The sequence below is a fragment of the Sphingopyxis sp. genome, assembly GCF_050725615.1.
Classification (GTDB): Bacteria; Pseudomonadota; Alphaproteobacteria; order Sphingomonadales; family Sphingomonadaceae; genus Sphingopyxis.
The window spans coordinates 22164-40967 of record NZ_JBOHHU010000014.1; the positions used below are offsets into that span (position 1 = coordinate 22164).

Sequence of the window (18804 nt, forward strand, 5' to 3'; positions counted from 1 at the left end):
CTGTCAAGGCTGTGGAATGTCTTTCGACAGTGGGCCCCTCGATCGCTATCTGACCGCCGCCATCGGCGACGATGCGGCGATGGCGCTCGACCTGCGCAACGCCTTTACCGGCAGCGCGCGTGACCTGTCGGACCTGATGCGCCGCGCCCGCTGCGACGCCAACTGGAACGTCGCCGCGCTCCGCCTGAAGGGACTCGCGGCGACCTTTGGCATCATTCCGCTGATCCAGCTCGCCGAGGCCGCGATGGCCGGGGCGCCCGGCGATCCGGCAATCCTGCGCGACATCAACCAGGCGATCGACGAAGTCGCCTGAACAAAAGGCCCGGACGGGGTTCAATCGCCGTTCAGCCGCCCCCTGCCAGTGCAAATATCAATCGGGCCTGTCTTGCCATGGCAACGACACAGGTTTAGCCGCGTTACAGGCGCGGCCGAACCTGCGCGTGCCTATGCGCGCGGCGGTCGAATCGAAGGAGAGATTTCACATGTTCACCCGTTTTCGCTCGATGCCCGCGACGGCGATGGCCGCCGTGCTGGGCTGCGCGCTGATGGCGACGGCAGCCACCCCCGTGGCGGCCAAGGAAAAGCCGAAGAAGGAAGACGAAGCCAAAAAGGGCACGACCATCGCCGTGAGCAAGGGATTTGGCCCCGCCGTCAAAAAGATGATGGAGGCGACCAACGCCAAGGATGTCGCGGCGCTCCAGACGGCGCTGACCGAGGGTGAACCGACGGCATCGACCACCGAAGACAAATATTGGGTCGCATTCTACCAGCTCCAGCTCGGTATCCTGAACAAGGACAAGGCGACGCAGGCGAAGGGGCTCGACGCGATGCTCGCCACGGGCATCACCCCGCCGGAAAGCCTTGCGACCTATAATTTCTTCTCGGGCAACTTCGCTTATGGCGACAAGGATTATGCGAAGGCCGCGCAGCGGCTCGAGGCCGCCAAGGCCGCAGGGTCGAAGGAGCCGCAGCTCGACGTCCTGCTGATGGACAGCTATTTGCAGACCAGCCAGGTCGACAAGGGCATCGAGATCGCCAAGGCGGCGATCGAGGCGCAACGCGCCGCCGGCCAGCGTCCGTCGGACGAGCTCTATGTCCGCCCGATCAAGGCGCTCCAGACCGCCAAGCGCAACGACGAAGTGCTCGACCTGATGACGCTGCGCATGCGCGATTATCCGCAGCCGCAGGTATGGCGCCAGACGCTGTTCACGCTGTTGCAGCAGTCGGGGGAGAGCAAGGAGATCGCACTCGACGTGCTGCGCCTGATGCGCGCGACCAATTCGATGCTCCAGCGCCCCGAATATCTGGAATATGCGGGGCTCGCGACCGAAGCGGCGCTGCCGGGCGAAGTCGTCTCGCTGATCAAGGTCGGCCGCGACACCAAGGTGATTCCGACCCCCGACGCCAAACTCGACGAGATCGCCAAGGCGCAGGGCGAGCGCATCGGCGACGAGGAAACGACGCTGACCGCTTACGCCGCCAAGCCTTCGACGCTGTCGAATCCGAAGGTCGCGGGCGCCACCGGCGACGCGATGGTCGGTTACGGCCGCTACGCCGATGCGGTGCCGCTGTACAAGGCGGCCGTCGCGGCGGGCGGCGACAAGGAATTGTGGACCTATCGCATGGGCGTCGCCCAGGCGCTAGCCGGCGATGTCGCGGGCGCCAAGGCCAGCTTTGCGGAGGTCGTCGGCCCGCGCAAGCGGCTCGCGCAATTGTGGCTCGTGAAGATCAATACGCCGGCCGCCGCGCCAGCAGCGGTGGCTCCGGCCACGGGCAACTAGTCTCCCGACCTCGAACGAAAAAGGGCGCTATCCGGTCAGGATGGCGCCCTTTCTTGTTGTCGTTTCGAGATCGAAGCCCTCAGGATTCGACCGGAATCCCGGCGAGCTGCTTCGCTGTGCGGATCGTCAGCGAGGTCTTGACGCTGGTGACATTGGGCGCCGAGGTCAGATGGGCGGTCAGGAACGACTGGAAGCTCTGCAGGTCGCGGGCGACCACCTTGAGCATGAAATCGATCTCGCCGTTCAGCATATAGCATTCGCGCACTTCGGCGAGCGCGCCGACATAGTCCTCGAACGCCTTCAGATCGGATTCGGCCTGGCTGCGCAGACTGACCATCGCGAACACCGTGATCCCGTAACCGAGCTTCGCAGCGTCGAGGTCGGCGTGATAGCTTTTGATCACGCCCGATTCCTCGAGCGCGCGTACCCGGCGCAGGCACGGCGGGGCGGTCAGCCCCACCAGTTGGGCGAGCTCGACATTGGTCATCCGCCCGTCCTTCTGCAGTTCGTGCAGGATTTGCAGGTCGATCTGATCGAATTTCTGGCTCGCCATCATTGTAACTTCCGCTTCCCTCTGGTGCCGGTGACCATAATAATATTTCAGGCGATTGCAATTGTCCCACAATGCGACGCGGTTGGTTAAGGCGCTTTCCTGACCAGGTGATTCACGCTAGCCGGTAAAGATACGCTAACCAGTTTAAAAGGGTGGGGGCCCGCGCCGCGTGACCGCCGATACGATGATCGCAACCATATTGCGTCAGGCGCCGGCCGATCGGCGGTCCTGCGTTGCGGCCTGGCGTCAGCTCTCCGATATTCTGGCGCAGCGCGGCAATCAACTGGCCGATGACGATATCCGCCGATCGCTGCACGCGCTCGCGGTTTTGCGGCCGCAAATTCCCGAAACGGTACGCCGCGACTGCGCCCGGGCGATCGCGCGGCACAGCCGTTTTGCGCCGATCGTCGCGCTCTACGCCAATGATGTGCCCGCAGTGTCGCTCGCGATGCTGCGCGATGCGCAACTCGCCGAGCAGGACTGGCTCGCGCTGCTGCCCGCGACCGGTCCGATGGCGCGCTCCTTCCTCGCCGCGCGCCGCGATTTGCCCGAGGGCGTGAACCGGGCGCTGGCAAGCCTGGGGGCGGCGTCGGTCGCGCTGCCGCAACCGGCCAACCTCGCCGAGCCCGCGATGCCAACCGCCGTCGAAGCCGCGCCCGAACCGGCGACGTCGGTGGACGCCGAACCGAGCCAGATCAGCGAATTGGTGCGCCGTATCGACAAATATCAGGCGGGACGCGGCCAGCCCGCCGCCGCGCCGCGACCGGCGCCGGCTGCGCGCGCCTCCTTCCTGTTCGAAACCGGGCCCGACGGTGTCATCCATTGGGTCGAAGGCATCCCGCGCGGTGCGGTGATCGGCCTGTCGATCGCCGAAGCGGCGCTGGGCGGCGAACCGGGCACCGACGGCGTCGCGGCGGGCGCCTTCCGCCAGCGCGCCGAAATGATCAACGCGCGCATGACGCTCGAAGGCGCTGAGAGCGACGCCGGCGAATGGCGTTTTTCGGCGCTTCCCTGGTTCGACCGCAGCAGCGGCCAGTTTCGCGGCTATCGCGGCAGCGCCCGCCGCCCGCAGCGCAACGAAATCCCCTATGGCCTGCCGACCGAGGACAGCGCCGGCGATTCGATCCGCCAGCTGATCCATGAGCTGCGCAGCCCGCTCAACGCGATCTCCGGCTTCGCGCAGATCATCTCGGGCCAGATGTTCGGTCCCGTCAGCGGCGCCTATCGCGCGATGGCCGATACGATCGTCGCTGACGCCACGGCGATCCAGGCGATCATCGACGATTTGCAGGCCGCGACCCAGCCGGTCGCCGACACGCCCGTTCCGGCGAGCGGCCACAGTGATGTCGAGGCGATTACCGCGCAGGTCGAACGCGACCTTGCGCCGTTGTTCGCCGACCATGGCGTCGGGATCAGCATTTCGCGCATCGGCGGGCCGTTCCACGCTGCGGTCGAGGATATCAGCGCGCGGCGGATGATCGGACGCCTGATCACCGCGCTCGTCGATGTCTCCGAATCGAACGCATCGCTCGTCGGCCAATTGCTCGTCGATCCGGTGCATCGCGAAGTGCTGCAACTGCGCCTCGTCCGCCCGATGGCGATCCGCTTCACCCCGGCACGCGACCTGCTCGACCCGAGCTACAGCCCCGAAGGCGACGCCCCCGGGGCCGCGATTCTCAGCCTCGGATTTTCGCTTCGCCTCGTCGACAGCCTTGCGCGGGCGGCGGGCGGTCACCTCGATATCGGTCATAACGCCTTGACCTTGCATCTTCCCTCAGCCACCCCGGCGTCGGCTGCGGACCCGGTGGTCCACAGCCACGAAGACTGATCGGGGCAGGGCGCCTCGTGCGGGGGACAAGCTCGGTGCATCGGGCGGGCAATCTGTTGAGACCGCCATCGGCGTCGGATCTGGTCCAGCTGCGACCGGACGAAGCGCCGCGTTTCTGGGTGACCGTAGATACCGAAGAGGATTTTGACTGGGCCGCGCCCTTTGCGCGCACCGGTTACCGGCTCGATTCGGTCCCGGCGCTCGCCGATTGCCAGGCCTATTTCGAGGCCGCGAACGTGGCGCCCATCTATCTGGTCGACTGGCCGATCGTCGCCGACGACCGCGCGGTCGCCCTGTTGGGCGCGGCGCGGGCCGCCGGGCGCTGCGAGATCGGCGCCCAACTCCACCCCTGGGTCACCCCGCCGCACGACGAAGAGGTGAACGAGCGCAACAGCTATACCGGCAATTTGCCGCCCGATTTGCAGCGCGCCAAGATGGCCGCGCTGCGCAATGCGATCGCCGGCCGTTTCGGCGCCGCGCCGACGGTGTATCGCGCCGGCCGCTACGGCCTCGGCCCCGACAGTGCCGCGATGCTGGCGGAATTGGGCTTTCGCTGCGACACGTCGGTGCGGTCGGGTTTCGACTACCGTCCCGGCCACGGCCCCGATTATCGCGCGATGCCGCTGAACCCCTGGTGGGTCGAAACCGGTGGCGCGCCGCTCCTCGAACTGCCGGTAACCACCGTCTTCGGCGGCCTGCTCGGGCGCGCCGGGGGCTGGCTCTATCATCGGACCTCGTCGAACAGCCATGCGGCGCTGGCGCGGCTCGGCCTCGCCGAACGGATCGCGCTGACGCCCGAGGGGATTCCCGCCGACCGCGCGTGCCAGGCGATCGACATTGCGATCGACGCGCGGCTGCCGGTGCTCAACTTCTCCTTCCATTCGCCGTCGCTGCAGCCGGGCAACACCCCCTATGTCCGGACCGACGCCGATCTGGCCGATTTCTATCGCTGGTGGGACGTCGTGCTCGCGCATCTGGCGCAGCGCGGGGTCGCGCCGACCACGGCCGCCGAGATTCTCGATATGGCGCAACGGCACGGCCCGGCGGCCTGATCGCGCTTGCCAAGGCTCGCCGCCCTCCGCTATCGGGCGTCGATCCCCTCGGGGGCCTGTAGCTCAATGGTAGAGCCGGCCGCTCATAACGGCTAGGTTGCGGGTTCGAGTCCTGCCGGGCCCACCATTTCCCTTGCAAATTGAAACCTGTCCCGCTCCAATGCGCCGAAATATCGGGGAGCGATGATCTTGAAGAAACGAACGATCCTGCTCGGCGGCCTGGCGGTGGTCGCCGTGATCGCCGGAACCGTGGCGGTCCGCACCGCGACGTTCAGGCCGGCGGATATCGCCGACGGCAGCGATGTCCGGCTCGCCGCCGTGCCCGCCTATGATCTCGACGCCGCCGTCGCGCATCTGAGCGCCGCCGCGCAGATCCGGACGATCTCGCACCAGGACGTCGCCGACAACGAACTTGCCGAATGGGACAGGCTCCACGCCTGGCTCGCGGCCTCTTATCCCGCGACGCACGGCGCGATGACGCGGACGATCCTGCCGAACAAGACGCTCGTCTATCATTGGCCGGGCAGCGACGCCGCGCTCGCGCCGATCATCGTCATGGCGCATCAGGATGTCGTGCCGGTGACCGAGGGCACCGAGAAGGACTGGAAATATCCGCCCTTCGCCGGGACGATCGCCGAAAATGCGGTGTGGGGCAGGGGCACCGTCGACGACAAGGGCTCTCTGATCGGGTTGTTCGAGGCGATCGAGGCGCTCGCCAGATCGGGCTTTAAACCCAAGCGCGGCATTTATCTGGTCTCGGGCCATGACGAGGAGGCCGGTGGCACCGGCGCGGTCGCGGCCGCCGCCAAGCTGAAAGCCGAGGGGGTGAAGGCGATCTTCACGCTCGACGAGGGCAGCCTCGTGCTCACCGACACCCCCGTCATCGGCGGCCCCGCGATCCTGATCGGCATTGCCGAAAAGGGCTATGCGACGCTCAAGGTCACCGCCAACGCGCCGGGCGGGCACAGCTCGATGCCCCCCGCCGAAACCGGCGTCGGCACCCTCGCGCGCGCGATCACCGCGATCACCGACAAGCCCTTCCCGCTCGAGGTGCGCGGCCCCGGCGCTTCGATGCTCGACGCGCTCGCGGCGGCCAAGGGCGGCAACACCCGCATGGCGGTCGCCAACCAATGGCTGTTTTCGCCGTTGCTGAGGCGCCAGCTCGAATCGGCGCCGTCGAGCGCCGCCGCCTTTCACACCACCATTGCCCCGACGATGCTGCAGGGCAGCCCCAAGGAAAATGTCCTGCCGCAATCGGCCAATGCGCTGATCAACTATCGCATCGCGCCGTGGAATCGCTCAAGTGACGTCATGGCGCGCGCGCGGTCGGCGGTCGGCGATCTGCCGGTCGATCTTGCCTGGGTCGGCACCCCGCGCGAACCGTCGCGCGTGTCGTCGACCAGCTCGCAGGGCTGGAAATGGGTCGCCGCCGCCGCGCGCGCCGATGCGCCGGGCGCGGTCCTTTCGCCGATCCTCGTCGTCGCGGGCACCGACAGCCGCAGCATGGAAGGGGTGTCGCAGGACGTTTATCGCTTCATGCCGATGCATTTCTCGCTGAAGGAATCGGCGATGATCCACGGCACCAACGAACATATGGCGATCGACAGCTTCAAACGTATGATCGATTTCTACGCGCGGCTGATCGCGACCTCGGCGGGCTAGGGCGCGATATCGACCGCGATCTGCACCGATCGAGGTGCGCGGGCGGCGAGTTCCAGGGCGAACCGCCCCTCTTCATCGCCTCGCGCCGCAAACCCCATGCGCGGATAGAAATCGGCGACCAGGGCATTGCGAGCGTTCGGGAAATATTCGCCGATGATCCGCACCGCGCCCGCCGCCGTCGCGGCGGCTTCCAACGCGTTCATAATCGCCGCCTCGACGCCGCGCTCCAATATGCGGCACGATTGCAGCCAGCTGTCGATGAACCACGCTTCGTCCGATGTATCGACGATGACGACGGCGATCATCCCATGGTCACCGAAGCGGTCGGTCAGCCGCACCTGCCAGCATAATCGGTCGGGACTGTCGCCGAGCGCGCCGAGCTGCGCCTCATTGTACCGTATCGACCGCAAATTGAACTGGTTCGACTTGCGGACCAGTTGCGCGATACGGGGCAGGCCGACGGCATCGAAGCGCCGGATCGTCATCGCCATGCCCAGCGAGCGCAGATAGTCGTCGTAGCTGCCGATTTGGTCGCGGACCGCAACTCGCCGGGCCTCGGCGCCATAGGCTTCGGCGCGCGTCCGATCGTCGGGCGTCAGCGGCAGATGCTCGAACAGCCCCGACTGGAGCAGCAAGCGCGGATAATAGGCCGGATCGTCGCCCATTTCGGGCACAAGGACGAGCGGCAATTGCTGCCGCACCCGGTCGCGTTCGGCGGGATTGTCGTCGATGAAGACCAGCGCGTCCTCGCCCAGCCGCAGCGCGTCGGCGATCGCCCGCACATTGCTCGCCTTGTCGTTCCAATTGGCCTGAAACAGCGCGAAATGCTCTTCGCGCAGCAGCATGTCGGGGTGATCGCGAAACGGCTGGCGCGCGGCGGCGTCGCTGTTCTTGGAACAAACCGCCAGCACGATACCGCGTTCGCGCAGCGCCAGCAGATGGCGCTGGACTGCGGCAAAGGCCTCGCCCTCGGCCGAGTATTGGCCGATCCGGATGCCCTCGACCCCGTCGTCGCCGATCACGCCGCCCCACAGCATATTGTCGAGATCGACGATGGCCGCGCGCGGCGCCTTGCCCGCCATCGCGGCGAGCAGCGCCGCCAGATGGTCGGCGGCAAGCGGCGCGAGATCGACCGCGAACGGGATTTTCGCCAGATGATAGCGCACCGGGTCGTGCCAGCGGTCATAGCCGACCCGCGCCGCGAGCCCGTCCATGTCCCAGACGCGCCAGCGTCCTTGCGCCGCGCGGGCGACGATATGGTCGTTGACCGTCGCGACCCGCCGCCGCGTGCTCGTCGCGGTCATCAGGTCGCCGCTCATCGCGATCGCGGCGGGGGCGGGGAGGGTCGCGACGATGGGTGTCGCGCCGAGCGAACGGATTCGCGCCGCCACCGCATCGATCAGCGCCGCCGCATCGTCACCGCTACCGAAGGCGTCGGCGTCGAGCACCACCACTACGGCATCGAGCGCATCGTCGCTGAACGGCGATGCCGCGCCGTAAGCGAAGGGCGCGAGTTGGTCGTAAGGCGCCTCGACGACGTCGACGATCAGGCCGCGCACCGGACCTGCGGCCGCCAGCGGAGCGGCGAGAAAGCTTAGCGTGTTTGCCCCGAGCAGCCCGATGCGCAATCGCCGCATATGTTCGGCCGGCAGGTTCGCCGCCGCATAGGCGTGCGCCAGCCGCTGCATCTGCAATTCCGCCGACGGCGTGAGCCGGCACCCGGCGAGCCGCCGCAGCTCGATTTCGGCTTCCGACGCATCGTCTATCGCGCCGGCCTTCAACCGCGCGGTCATCGCCTTCGCCCGCTCGGTCCAGTCTGCGGGCATCGGCGCGCGCCAAAGCATCGTCGCGGCGTCGGTCATGGCCGGTCCGGATCGGTCGGCATCAGGCTTTGCGTCGTGCCGCTTGCAATCAGGCGTCCCGCCGTGCGAATCCGGTATTTCCCATCGATCAGCCCGGTGCCCGGCGAGACGCCGACAACCTCAAATTCGATCGTCGCGGCCTCGCCGACATAGAGTGGGCCGCGATAATCGATCGTCCAGCGCGTCGAGGTCCCCGTCGGTCCGGGCAGCTTCATGCCGACGACATATGACAGTTGCGCGAGCATCAGCCCGCCATAGACGATGACATCGTCGAACCCGCGCGCCCGGGCGAAATCGGCATCGACATGCACCAGGCTGGTGTCGCCCGACAGCGCCGCGAACCCGCGCATATCGTCCGCCGAGACGGAAAAATCATGCGCGATCCGGTCGCCGACAGCGATGTCCATCGTCACGCCGTCCTTTTGCGGTCGACCGCGTCGACCAGATCGCCGACATTGCGGAAGCTCTGGATCTCGCTCGTCGCGAACTGGATGCCGAACTGGCGTTCGACCATCACCACCAGCTGGATATTGGCGAGGCTGTCCCAATCCTCGATGTCGGCGGCCGATGTCTCGCGCGTGACGGCGTCCGCATGATCGTCGAACAGGTCCGCGATGACATCGGCAATCTTGGTCAGAGTCTCGCTCAAGGGAAGGTCTCCATCATCTGGTGCCGATCACAGCCGCCGAAATCGTCAGGGTCAAGCGGCGCGCGCGATCGAGGGTCGCGCCGGTGCAGGGAGCGAACAGGCTGCCTTCGATGATGAAGCCCGCGGATCGCATCATGTCCTCGACCTCTTCGGGGGCGCGAAAAAGATAAAGATGGTCGGGTGCGGGCGAATTGACCGGCGCGTTGACGAAAAGGCGTCCGCCCGGCGCGAGCAGGCGGTGAAGCGCCCGCAGCGCCGCGAGCGGGTCTTCGAGATGTTCGAGCACTTCGGAAAAGGCGATCGACTGGAACTGCGCGTCGGGCGCGTCGAAGATGTCGATCTTGCGCAGCGCCACCGCTTCGTCCGCGATTCCCAGCCGGCGCAGTCCTTCGCGCGAATGGGCTAGCGACGCATCGCTGATGTCCCAGCCTTCGCACAGGCCATGGCCCGGCGCCGTCGCGGCGATCGCCAGCAACAGCCCATGCCCCGGCCCGACCTCCAGGTGCGAAGCGCCCGGCGCATGGCCTGCGATGAAGGCATCGCGGAAATAGCGCATCACCTCGCTATGGTTGCGCCACCATAATTGCGATGCGAGCAACCCGTTCATATAGCGCGCCATATAGGGCGCATTGGCATAGACCTGCTCGACGGCATCGGCGAAGCGCGTCAGCCGGTACCGACCATGGCGGCGGAAAAAAATCTCTTCCTCCAGCACGATATCGCTGAGCCAGCGATAATCGCGATAGACGGTGGCGAGTTCGTCGCCGGACAGGCGTTCGATCACCGCCGCCAACTCGTCGGCAAAGGTCAGCGCCGCCGCATTCTCGCCCGCAAAGCGCCGCGCCAGATAGGATTCATGTTCGGGAAATGCGGCGACCTGCATCGCAATCGCGCGCGACAGATTCGGATAGCCGTCGGGAATCACCGAATATCATTCCCTTGCCCTGCGAAACGCGGCCGCGTTTCCGGATGCCGTCCTATCGACAAGCGAGGGTCGGCGAAAGCCACGCGGTCGTTCGGCTGTTGTGCGGGCGGGGGCAGGCGATAGGTCATCGTGAAGGCGCGCAGCGCGTCGATATAGGCGCCGACATTGGCCACAGTCAGCCGATAGCGCTCGTCCCCGACCGCCTGCAGCGTCTTGGTCAGCAACGCGGCGTCACCCAGATGGCCCGGATCGTCGAACCCGTCGAAATCGGCGATCAACGAAAGGTCGCGGTCGGGCGCCCAGACCGCCACGCCCGGAATATCGGCGGTCATCGTCACCGCGCAGCGACGGAGCAGCAGTTGGTCGGCAAAAAAACCATCGCCCGTTTCCTGTGAGCGGTCGCGCGAACCGGCGACGGGATAATAGATCAGCGGCGAATAGGGCGGCACCAACAGGTCGATCCGGTTCCCCCTGGCCGCGAGCTTTTTCAGCATCGGCACCAACTGGTCGGCGAGCGGAGCCAGCGCATCGCAACCCGGTCGCCCCGCCGTCGCCAGCTTCGAGTTGTGCAGCGCGATCGACCGGCGCATTGCGGTGAGCCGCGCGGGCGAATGCCAGAGCTGCCAGCGGCTTCCGCGCCCGGCCTGCGGCTGTTTTGCCGCGATGCCGAGACGACCGGTTCGGGCGAGGGTCCGGATCGCGCCGAGTGTATCGCGGTTGATCATCTTCAGGTCGTTCAGAGCGGAACGGTCATAGAGATAGGCGCTGAACCCCGCCCGCATCTCATCGGGATCGAGGGCATAGGACCAGTCGAGCGAGACCAATATCCGCCGCGGCGTGCCGGATTCGGCGAGCAGGCGCAGCAGCGTGTCGCGATCGACGGGGCGGCTGCCGCTATAGCTGAGGTTCCAGGCGTTGTGCGCGCCGGGAAAGCTCCGCTCGAGCTGCTCGGGCGTATAGCGCATCGTCGTCGATCCGCCGACGAGGATGAAATTCGAGGCGCGATCTTTCGCGGCGACCGAAAACAGGTCGATCGAGGCGTTCAGCGGATGGCGGGAGGCAAGCCTTGGTTCGACGCCCCAGGGATAGATGTCGCGCACGTCGGAGCCGATGACGAGCGCCGCGATCGCCCAGTAACCGGCAAGAACCAACGCCGCGACGACCGCGGCGGGACTGCGCCACCAACGGCGCCTGCCGCGACCGGAAGAAGGAAAAGATCGGCCCATCGGCGCCCCTGAAAATCCGCCCCGAACCCGTTTGTTTGCGGCGCGGTCCGGTCGGCAGCTCCCGCCCTATCGCTGCGGCGTCATGGAGGCAAATGCCGATCGCGGCTTTACGGACCGAACTCGGGCGTTGCAACGCGGCGGGGCGTAAGATAGCCGCCGACTGGCGAGGGAAGGGGCAGGCGGCACTTGGTTTTCAGCGATCCCCTCTTTCTCTTTGCGTTCCTGCCGCTGGCGTGCCTGATCTTCTATCTGGCGGCGGGGCGGTTCGGCGCCAATGTCGGCATGGGCGTGATGCTCGCCGCATCGCTCATCTTCTACGCGCCGCACGGTCTGTTCAACCTTGTGCTGCTTGCGGCGTCGGTCACGGTCAATTTCGCGATCGGCACGCTGCTGATCCGGATGGACGACGATCGGCGCGCTGCGCGGCGCTCGCTGTTCATCGCAGGCGAAGTCTTCAACCTGCTGCTGCTTTGCTGGTTCAAATATCGCATCTTTTCGGGGATCGTCGACATCGGCGACCGCGGCGGTTTTTGGGCGATCGCGATCCCGGCGGGCCTTTCCTTCTACACCTTCCACCAGGCTGCCTTCCTCGCCGACGCCCATGCTCGCGAGGAAAGCGTCAAGGCCTTCCTTGGTCACGGCGCCGGGCTGGTCGCACGCTATGTCCGCTATGCCGCGTTCGTGACCTTCTTCCCGCAACTCGTCATCGGCCCGATCACCTATCTCAAGGAATTTCAGCCGCAGGTTGCCGCCACGGGGTTCGGACGCGTGCGCCGCGCCAACATCGTCGCGGGGCTAATGCTGATCGCCATCGGTCTGTTCAAGAAACTCGCGATCGCCGACAATCTCGCGATTCCCGCGTCGCTGGTTTTCGACACGCTGCCGATCGATCCCGCGATGGGCGCGCGCGACGCCTGGTGGGGCGTTGCCGCTTATTATGCTCAGCTCTATTTCGATTTTTCAGGCTATTCGGACATGGCGCTCGGTATCGGGCTGCTGTTCGGCATCCGCTATCCCGCCAATTTTTATTCGCCGCTGAAGGCGGTCGGGATCGTCGATTTCTATCGGCGCTGGCATATGACGCTGACCCGCGTGATCGCGCGCTTCCTGTTCACGCCGCTGTCGCTGTGGGGAACGCGCTTCGCATTGCGCCGCCGCCTGCCCCGGGCCCTGGCCAGGCCCTTGTCGCTGTGGATCCCGCTGCTGGTCAACTTCGAGGTCATCGGCGTGTGGCACGGCGCGGCGCAAACCTTTCTGATCTTCGGCCTGATTCACGGCATCTGGTATGTGATCGAAACCGAAGTTCGTGCGACAAAGGCCTGGAAACGCTGGCGCAAAATGACATCGTCGACGCTCCGCCGCTTCCTCGGCCGCGCGCTGTTTCTGGTCCCCATGATGCTGACCTTCGCGTCGTTCCGTTCGGCTTCGCCGGCGGCGGCATGGGATTTGCTGACGCTGCTGTTCGCCGGCGACGGGTCGTTGCCGTCGGCGCTCGCCAAATATGCGGGGCTGATCGTCTTCGCCTTTGCGATCATCTATCTGCTGCCCAACAGCGTCGAACTGATGCGGCGCTATCGACCGGCGCTGCTGCCCTATGACAACGAAAGCTACAGCCTGTTCCGCACGATCCCGGCGTGGCGCGACACCTGGCCTTGGGCGCTATTCTTCGCGGCGCTGGTGGCGGTGTGTCTCTATCATATCGGTCAGGTTTCGCCGTTCCTCTACGCGGGGTTCTGACCCGCGCCGATCCGGTGGGCTCCGTTCTTTGGCGATGGCCGCAACCGCCCACAAGCGTCAGGTTGACACTCGCCATAGCCTCCACCGCACTTCGACTCTAAGCGTTGTCGGTCAGGCGACGTCAGGGGCATATTATGGGCGGAAAAATCGTCGGGATCAGCCAGGCCGATGCGCGGCGGTTATGGCTTCGCGCCCAGCGCCTCGATGAGAAAGCGCCGTTTGGCGCGGGGCCGTCGGCGGTCGCTGCGGCGATCGGGCATCTCGGCTATGTCCAGATCGATACGATCAACGTCATCGAACGCTGCCATCATCACATCCTGTGGTCGCGGATCCCCGGATATCGGACGACGTCGCTCGCCGCCGTGCAGTCGGGCGAGAAATCCGCGTTCGAATATTGGACCCATGCGCTCGCCTATGTGCCGACCAGCGACTACCGGTTCTTCGTTCCGGCGATGGCGGCCCGCCGGTGCAAGGCCCATCCGTTTCATGGCCGGGTCGACCCCGACGCCTATGCCGCGATGCTTGCGCGTATCCGCGATCAGGGGCCGCTTTCGCTGCGCGACATCGATGACGAGAAGCTGGAGGAGAAGCGGCACCCCTGGGCGAGCCGGAAGCCTTCGAAGCGCCTGCTCGACTATGGCTTCTGGGTCGGCGACCTCACCATCAGCGCCCGGACCGGGATGGTAAAATCCTACGAACTGACCGACCGGCATTTTGGCTGGACCGAGCCCGTCACGGCGGCGACGCCGGATGAATTTGCGGCCTATCTGCTCGATCGGGGGCTGCGCACACAGGGCGTCGTCAGCCTGGAGAGCATGACCTATGGTGACGCGCCGGCCAAGGCGGCGGTGGCGCGGCTGGTTGCCGAGCGCGTCGCAAGCGGCGCTGTTGTGCCGATCGAGATTGCAGGCCTGGCGCGTGCGAACCACTGGGCTACGCCCGCCGCGCTCGACGAGGGTGCTACCCTGGAACGGACGCGGCGGGTTCATATCCTGTCGCCCTTCGATCCGCTGGTGATCCAGCGCAAGCGCCTCGCGGCGCTCTTCGGCCATGATCACCGGTTCGAGGCCTATGTTCCGGCGGCCAAGCGGGTGCTTGGCTATTTCGCGCTTCCGGTGCTTGTCGGCGATCGGGTCATCGCCGCGATCGACACGAAGATGGATCGCAAGGCCGGCGCGCTGGCGATCCAGAAATGGACCTGGCTCGTCCCGGAAATGCCGGGCCTGCGAAGCCGGATCGAGGCTGCGCTGGGCCGGTTCGAACAATTTCAGAAATTGGCCTGATCGGGGCGCAGCGGGAAACGTGGCGCCGCATGGACGTCGACCGGCGAGCCGTCAGCCGCGACGGCGCTTGGCGTCCCGACGCCGCACCGCGACAGACATTGTCGTGCCGCCCGTCAGGATCTCCATTGTGGCAAGTCCGGACGGCAACAGCGCGCCGCCATAGGGGAGGGCGGCGCTCGCGCTCAGCCGGATGTATCGGGCATTCACGGCTTTCTGCGGAAAGCGGGCCAGGAAACTCGCGGGGTCGGCCGAATGCTCGGCGCGCCAGTTGGCGAGCGGCCGCATTTCTGCAAAATCCCGATCATCCGAACCGTCGATGCAGAAATGGATCGACGACCCGTGTCCTGTCCCGCTGTCGGACTCGGGCGGGCGCAAGCGGATCGCGTCGATCGGTCGGCTGGCGCCCAGATCGACCTGAAGCCAACTGAAACCGCCCCCTTGCTCGCCATCCTCGGGTGCAAGCCGGTAATAGCGCGCGATCGAGGCGATGATCCGTCGTTCATCGGCGGGCAGGCGCGTCGCCCCCGCGCGCGCCGATTGCGTCGGCAGAAGCGGCGCAGCGACCAGGCCGAGCCCGCCGATCGCGGATCGTGCGATAAATTGTCGCCGGTTCGTTGGCATTCCTCGTTCCTCAGAAGAAAGATGGGTCCCGCAAGAAGAGCTGGCGTCCGCCGATCGCGCCATCTTCAAAGATAGGATGGCGTATTCGTTATCTGCTCGCAGCCGTCTGCGGTCACCAGGACATGGTCTTCGAGGCCGCTGATGCCCACGCCCGGATGTTTCATAAAGGCTTCGACCGCAATCAGCATGCCGGGCTCATAGGGCTCGTCGATCTTTTCATATTCCTTGACCATGATTTCGTTCGCCGATGGGCTCTGCTTTTCCTTCACCTCGTCCAGCGGGCCGGGGTCGCCTACCGGGATGAGATGCGGGCCATAGAAGGTGCCCATCTGGTGGCCGAAAATCCCCAGATTGAGGTCGATTCCGTCGCCCGCGTAGCGCGACGCCGCTTTTTCGCCGATCACGCCGAGCTGCCGGGGGGTGACGCCGGGGCGGATCGCCTTGATGATTGCCCGGCACACCTCGGTCGCGCCCTCCAAAATATGCCGCTGCTCCTTCGTCGGGCGGCCCCCGCAAACGGCGGTGCGGCCGGGATCGAGCCAATAGCCTTGGAAGATCGGCCCCTGAATCCAGCCGCGCACCATATCGCCCTTGTTCGGCGCGCTGGTGTCGTAACCGTACAGCATGTCGCCGAGCAGGAAGCGCTCGGCATGCGCACCGTGATGCATGTCGATGCGCGAAAAACAGCCGCCGCGCCGCATGATCTCCATCGCCGTGCGCGCCGCGGCCTCCGCCGAACTTTCACCGGTGATCAGCGCATCCATGCCCGCTGCCAATGCATGGGTGGTGATGTCGCCGGCGGTCCGGAACGCCTCCTGTTCGCGCTTCGACTTCACGCGTTGGGGCTCGAGCAGGAACCATTCGTCGGTCACCCATTCGATCTGCGGGGTCAGGCTGCGCAGGCGCCGGTCGTAAAGCCCGGGAAGCACGTCGTCGCCGACCACCGCGACGCGCCCTTCGATGCCCTGCTTGCGGAAATATTCGGGAAGTCCCGTGATCAGGCTCGGCTCGTGGACGATCAGCTCTCCGCAAACGGCCTTGGCATATTCGGTTTCTTGCGGCGGCTGCGCGCTGTGCAGTTCGGGCGCGCGGCCGTCCCTGAACAGCACCGCCGAAAAGGTCCAGGCGCCCATCTGGACGTCATCCGCCCAATCCTGGCCGGTGCCGGTGTTGGCGAAGTTCGTGAGCCAGAGACCATTGCCGAGCCGGTCATAGGATCCGGCGCCGCGCGACCAGACGAGAAGATGGTCATAGCCTTTGGCGCGCATCGCGTCCCACACCCGCTTCCAGCGCGCCTCATATTCCTCGCGCGGGAAATAATTGTTGCCGGTCACATTCCGTCTCCCCGAGAAGCAGCCGATCAGCCCTTGACGCGCAGGGTGAGGCCGATCGTTCGCGGCGTCACATAGGTCACATTTTCAAACACTCCCGCAATGGTGCTCACCGCACCCGAACCGATACCGAGAATGCCGCGCTTGTTGAAGGCGTTGCGGACGAACAGGCTGATGTCGAGCGTGTCGCCCTCGGCGCCGATGTCGAAATTCGCGATATCATACGCCGGGCGGAAGCGTCCCGAAGTGAGCGCGCCGTCGATGCCGAAGGGCGTCTTTCCGACATGTTGCCAGGCGGCCCGCGCATAGGCTTCCCAGCTGTCGCTGACCGGATGGCGCAATTCGGACGAAAGCGAGAATTTCCAGCGCGGGGTTTCGGGGATCGGGTCGCCCTCGGCATAGCCCGCCGACGTGCCGAAATCGACGGGGACCTTCGAGAACCGGGCGTCGGTATAGCTCATCTGGCCGCTGATGGTGATGTTGAGCGAGGGATGCAGGCTCATTTCCAGTTCGGCGCCGTCGATGCGGGCATCGCCGGCATTGGCGAAAAACTGGATGCCGCAAGGGTCCGGGATCGAAAGCTGGATACCCTTTTGCTCGATGCGATAGGCGGCGCCGTTTAGGGTCAGCACCCGGTCGGCGGTCTCGACCTTTGCCCCGACCTCGTAATTCCAGACCGAATCGGGGGCGAAGACCTGGCCCGCGGCTTCGGCGAGCCCGCATCCGAGCGCCGGCGAAATCGCTGCGTTTGCGCCGCCGGCCCGGAAACCGCGCGAGACGGTGGCGTAGAGCGTCGCGTTGTCGATGGGCTGATATTTCACCGTGAAACGCGGGCTCGCGCTTGTCGTCTTCGCCGTGCCGCGCGGCGAGTCGGCGCCGCACAGGACGCCGGGGATGGCTTCCCGGCAGCTCGCCTCCAGCGTGTTCTTCAATTGATAGACGCGAACCCCGGCGATCAGTTCGAGCTTGTCGGTGGCCTTGAGATTGACTTCGGCGAAGCCCGCGATCTGCTGCTCGGACGTCTTCTGGAGATAATTATAGCTGTTGGGTCCGATGGGCCCACCCGCAGGGCCGAACAGGTCGTCGAGCAGATCGGAAAAGGCCTGCCCCTCGAAATCCTCGCCCAGTGTCTGATCGGTGTGGCTGAAATAGAGGCCCGCGATCCAGTTGAACGGACCGCTGTTCGACGAGGTCAGTCGCAATTCCTGCGCATAGGTGTCCGCCTTCCCCGGTGTTCGACTGCCGAATGGGGCGAATTCGCCGAAAATATTATAGCTGAGCAAGCTATAGTCGTGCAGCGAGTCCGCCTTCTTGCGCAGGAAGGAACTTGAGGAAACCAGGTCGAGATCGCCAAGCTTTTTCTCGATGGTCAGATTGGCGACGAACAGGTCGGTCCGCGACGGCTCCTCGCCGATCGCGCTCGCGCGGCCGAAGCCCGGCAGGTTGGTTTGCGTCGCCATCGGATTGTCGCCGTTGATGCGCTGGAAGAACAGGCTGGGGGTGAGGGTGAGGTCGTCGCCGGCTTCCAGCCGTACCGCGGCGCGGACACCGAAGATTTCGGCGCTATTAGCGTCCTTTTCGACCAGCCTGTCATTCGATTGCGGCGCCGAAAAGCCCGCAAGCGTCCCGTCGTAGCGATCGACATAGCCGGCGATCTTCTCATATGTCCCGGTCACCCGCAGCGCGGCGTTGGCCGAGATCGGCACGTTGACGACGGCTTTCGCGCCATACCCCTGTCCGCCGCCCTTGACGCTGTTGACAATGGCTTCGCCATGCGCCGCGAAGCCCGACGGGTCGGGCTGGTTGGTGATGTAGCGGATCGTCCCGCCGGTCGAACTCGATCCGAACAGCGTGCCCTGCGGCCCGCGCAGCACCTCGACGCGCTGCATGTCGAACAAATCGATGCTCGGCGTGCCGCTGTAGACGTCGGTCCGGAAATCGAACGGCGTGTCGTTGATATAGACCGCGACCGCCGGCGCGAGGCCGAGGTCGGTGCTGAGGCCGCGAAGCCCGACATTGGATTCGCCGGGACCGACCGGGGTGAAGGTGAGGCTCGGCGTGTTGCGAGCCAGGCTTTCGGTATCCCGGATCGCCAGGCGTTCGAGCGTCTCGCTGCCAAAGGCGGTCACCGCCTGCGGCACGTCCTGCAGCCGGCTTTCGCGGCGCTGGGCGGTGACGACGATATCGCCGCTCGATCCGTCCTCGGTGCCGGCTTCGGTCTGCGCATAAGCCGGCGGGGCAAGGACGCAGCCCGTCAGCAAGGAAATCATCATGGTCCGCTTCAACATATCAAT

At 65.7% G+C, this 18804-nt stretch carries 16 protein-coding genes and 1 tRNA gene; 8 read left to right on the plus strand and 9 right to left on the minus strand.

The window, feature by feature from the left end:
* Window positions 1-16 precede the first annotated feature (16 nt).
* Window positions 17-313 carry an Hpt domain-containing protein gene (locus tag ACREB7_RS05135; protein ID WP_431591212.1) on the plus strand — a complete coding sequence of 99 codons (297 nt, stop codon included), beginning with the start codon at window positions 17-19 and terminating at the stop codon, window positions 311-313.
* A gap of 169 nt (window positions 314-482) precedes the next feature.
* Complete coding sequence (locus tag ACREB7_RS05140; protein ID WP_431591213.1) at window positions 483-1781, plus strand: tetratricopeptide repeat protein; 1299 nt, start codon at window positions 483-485, stop codon at window positions 1779-1781.
* A gap of 79 nt (window positions 1782-1860) precedes the next feature.
* On the opposite strand, the gene ACREB7_RS05145 is transcribed toward ACREB7_RS05140, so the two are convergent.
* Window positions 1861-2334: an Lrp/AsnC family transcriptional regulator gene (locus ACREB7_RS05145; protein WP_431591246.1), complete on the minus strand. Its 474-nt coding sequence runs from the start codon at window positions 2332-2334 to the stop codon at window positions 1861-1863.
* A 169-nt stretch (window positions 2335-2503) separates the two neighbouring features.
* Here ACREB7_RS05145 and ACREB7_RS05150 point away from each other — a divergent pair, with 169 nt between their 5' ends.
* The 4 genes from ACREB7_RS05150 (at window position 2504) to ACREB7_RS05165 (ending at window position 6876) form a co-directional block, all read left to right on the plus strand.
* On the plus strand, window positions 2504-4162 hold the full coding sequence (locus ACREB7_RS05150; RefSeq protein ID WP_431591214.1) for a histidine kinase dimerization/phospho-acceptor domain-containing protein: 1659 nt from the start codon (window positions 2504-2506) through the stop codon (window positions 4160-4162).
* A gap of 35 nt (window positions 4163-4197) precedes the next feature.
* Window positions 4198-5214 carry a polysaccharide deacetylase family protein gene (locus ACREB7_RS05155; protein ID WP_431591215.1) on the plus strand — a complete coding sequence of 339 codons (1017 nt, stop codon included), beginning with the start codon at window positions 4198-4200 and terminating at the stop codon, window positions 5212-5214.
* A gap of 52 nt (window positions 5215-5266) precedes the next feature.
* Window positions 5267-5341 (plus strand) — tRNA-Ile (locus ACREB7_RS05160).
* Window positions 5342-5397: 56 nt separating this feature from the next.
* Entirely contained in the window at window positions 5398-6876 is a 1479-nt protein-coding gene (locus tag ACREB7_RS05165) for a M20 family peptidase (RefSeq protein ID WP_431591216.1), read from the plus strand.
* Here the strand turns inward: ACREB7_RS05165 and ACREB7_RS05170 are convergent.
* From ACREB7_RS05170 to ACREB7_RS05190, 5 genes are read right to left on the minus strand one after another with little or no spacing between them, the layout of a single operon-like run.
* Window positions 6873-8738: an HAD-IIIC family phosphatase gene (locus tag ACREB7_RS05170; RefSeq protein WP_431591217.1), complete on the minus strand. Its 1866-nt coding sequence runs from the start codon at window positions 8736-8738 to the stop codon at window positions 6873-6875. The two genes, ACREB7_RS05165 and ACREB7_RS05170, sit on opposite strands and share 4 nt — an antisense overlap.
* Window positions 8735-9145: a MaoC family dehydratase gene (locus ACREB7_RS05175; RefSeq protein ID WP_431591218.1), complete on the minus strand. Its 411-nt coding sequence runs from the start codon at window positions 9143-9145 to the stop codon at window positions 8735-8737. The genes ACREB7_RS05170 and ACREB7_RS05175 overlap by 4 nt, the downstream gene beginning before the upstream one ends.
* 2 nt (window positions 9146-9147) lie before the next feature.
* The gene (locus ACREB7_RS05180; RefSeq protein WP_431591219.1) at window positions 9148-9387 is read right to left on the minus strand and encodes an acyl carrier protein; all 240 of its coding nucleotides are present in this window, start codon (window positions 9385-9387) and stop codon (window positions 9148-9150) included.
* A gap of 13 nt (window positions 9388-9400) precedes the next feature.
* The gene (locus ACREB7_RS05185) at window positions 9401-10312 is read right to left on the minus strand and encodes a class I SAM-dependent methyltransferase (protein WP_431591220.1); all 912 of its coding nucleotides are present in this window, start codon (window positions 10310-10312) and stop codon (window positions 9401-9403) included.
* Window positions 10309-11538 carry a hypothetical protein gene (locus ACREB7_RS05190; protein ID WP_431591221.1) on the minus strand — a complete coding sequence of 410 codons (1230 nt, stop codon included), beginning with the start codon at window positions 11536-11538 and terminating at the stop codon, window positions 10309-10311. Before ACREB7_RS05190 ends, ACREB7_RS05185 begins: the two co-directional genes overlap by 4 nt.
* Before the next feature lie 186 nt (window positions 11539-11724).
* Here ACREB7_RS05190 and ACREB7_RS05195 point away from each other — a divergent pair, with 186 nt between their 5' ends.
* Window positions 11725-13275: an MBOAT family O-acyltransferase gene (locus tag ACREB7_RS05195; protein ID WP_431591222.1), complete on the plus strand. Its 1551-nt coding sequence runs from the start codon at window positions 11725-11727 to the stop codon at window positions 13273-13275.
* 134 nt (window positions 13276-13409) lie between these two features.
* Window positions 13410-14558, plus strand: coding sequence for a winged helix-turn-helix domain-containing protein (locus ACREB7_RS05200; protein ID WP_431591223.1), 1149 nt, complete (start codon window positions 13410-13412; stop codon window positions 14556-14558).
* 51 nt (window positions 14559-14609) lie between these two features.
* On the opposite strand, the gene ACREB7_RS05205 is transcribed toward ACREB7_RS05200, so the two are convergent.
* From ACREB7_RS05205 to ACREB7_RS05215, 3 genes are read right to left on the minus strand one after another with little or no spacing between them, the layout of a single operon-like run.
* The gene (locus ACREB7_RS05205) at window positions 14610-15242 is read right to left on the minus strand and encodes a discoidin domain-containing protein (protein ID WP_431591247.1); all 633 of its coding nucleotides are present in this window, start codon (window positions 15240-15242) and stop codon (window positions 14610-14612) included.
* A gap of 2 nt (window positions 15243-15244) precedes the next feature.
* Window positions 15245-16513, minus strand: a complete 1269-nt coding sequence (locus ACREB7_RS05210) for a M24 family metallopeptidase (protein ID WP_431591224.1) — start codon at window positions 16511-16513, stop codon at window positions 15245-15247.
* Window positions 16514-16539: 26 nt separating this feature from the next.
* Entirely contained in the window at window positions 16540-18798 is a 2259-nt protein-coding gene (locus ACREB7_RS05215) for a TonB-dependent receptor (RefSeq protein ID WP_431591225.1), read from the minus strand.
* Window positions 18799-18804: the final 6 nt, after the last annotated feature.

Bases quoted from the DNA above. Each gene is read 5' to 3' on its own strand.
- ACREB7_RS05135 (WP_431591212.1), top strand. From the start codon at position 17: ATGTCTTTCGACAGTGGGCCCCTCGATCGCTATCTGACCGCCGCCATC.
- ACREB7_RS05140 (WP_431591213.1), top strand. From the start codon at position 483: ATGTTCACCCGTTTTCGCTCGATGCCCGCGACGGCGATGGCCGCCGTG.
- ACREB7_RS05145 (WP_431591246.1), bottom strand. From the start codon at position 2,334: ATGGCGAGCCAGAAATTCGATCAGATCGACCTGCAAATCCTGCACGAA.
- ACREB7_RS05165 (WP_431591216.1), top strand. From the start codon at position 5,398: ATGATCTTGAAGAAACGAACGATCCTGCTCGGCGGCCTGGCGGTGGTC.
- ACREB7_RS05170 (WP_431591217.1), bottom strand. From the start codon at position 8,738: ATGACCGACGCCGCGACGATGCTTTGGCGCGCGCCGATGCCCGCAGAC.
- ACREB7_RS05175 (WP_431591218.1), bottom strand. From the start codon at position 9,145: ATGGACATCGCTGTCGGCGACCGGATCGCGCATGATTTTTCCGTCTCG.
- ACREB7_RS05190 (WP_431591221.1), bottom strand. From the start codon at position 11,538: ATGGGCCGATCTTTTCCTTCTTCCGGTCGCGGCAGGCGCCGTTGGTGG.
- ACREB7_RS05200 (WP_431591223.1), top strand. From the start codon at position 13,410: ATGGGCGGAAAAATCGTCGGGATCAGCCAGGCCGATGCGCGGCGGTTA.
- ACREB7_RS05205 (WP_431591247.1), bottom strand. From the start codon at position 15,242: ATGGCGCGATCGGCGGACGCCAGCTCTTCTTGCGGGACCCATCTTTCT.
- ACREB7_RS05215 (WP_431591225.1), bottom strand. From the start codon at position 18,798: ATGTTGAAGCGGACCATGATGATTTCCTTGCTGACGGGCTGCGTCCTT.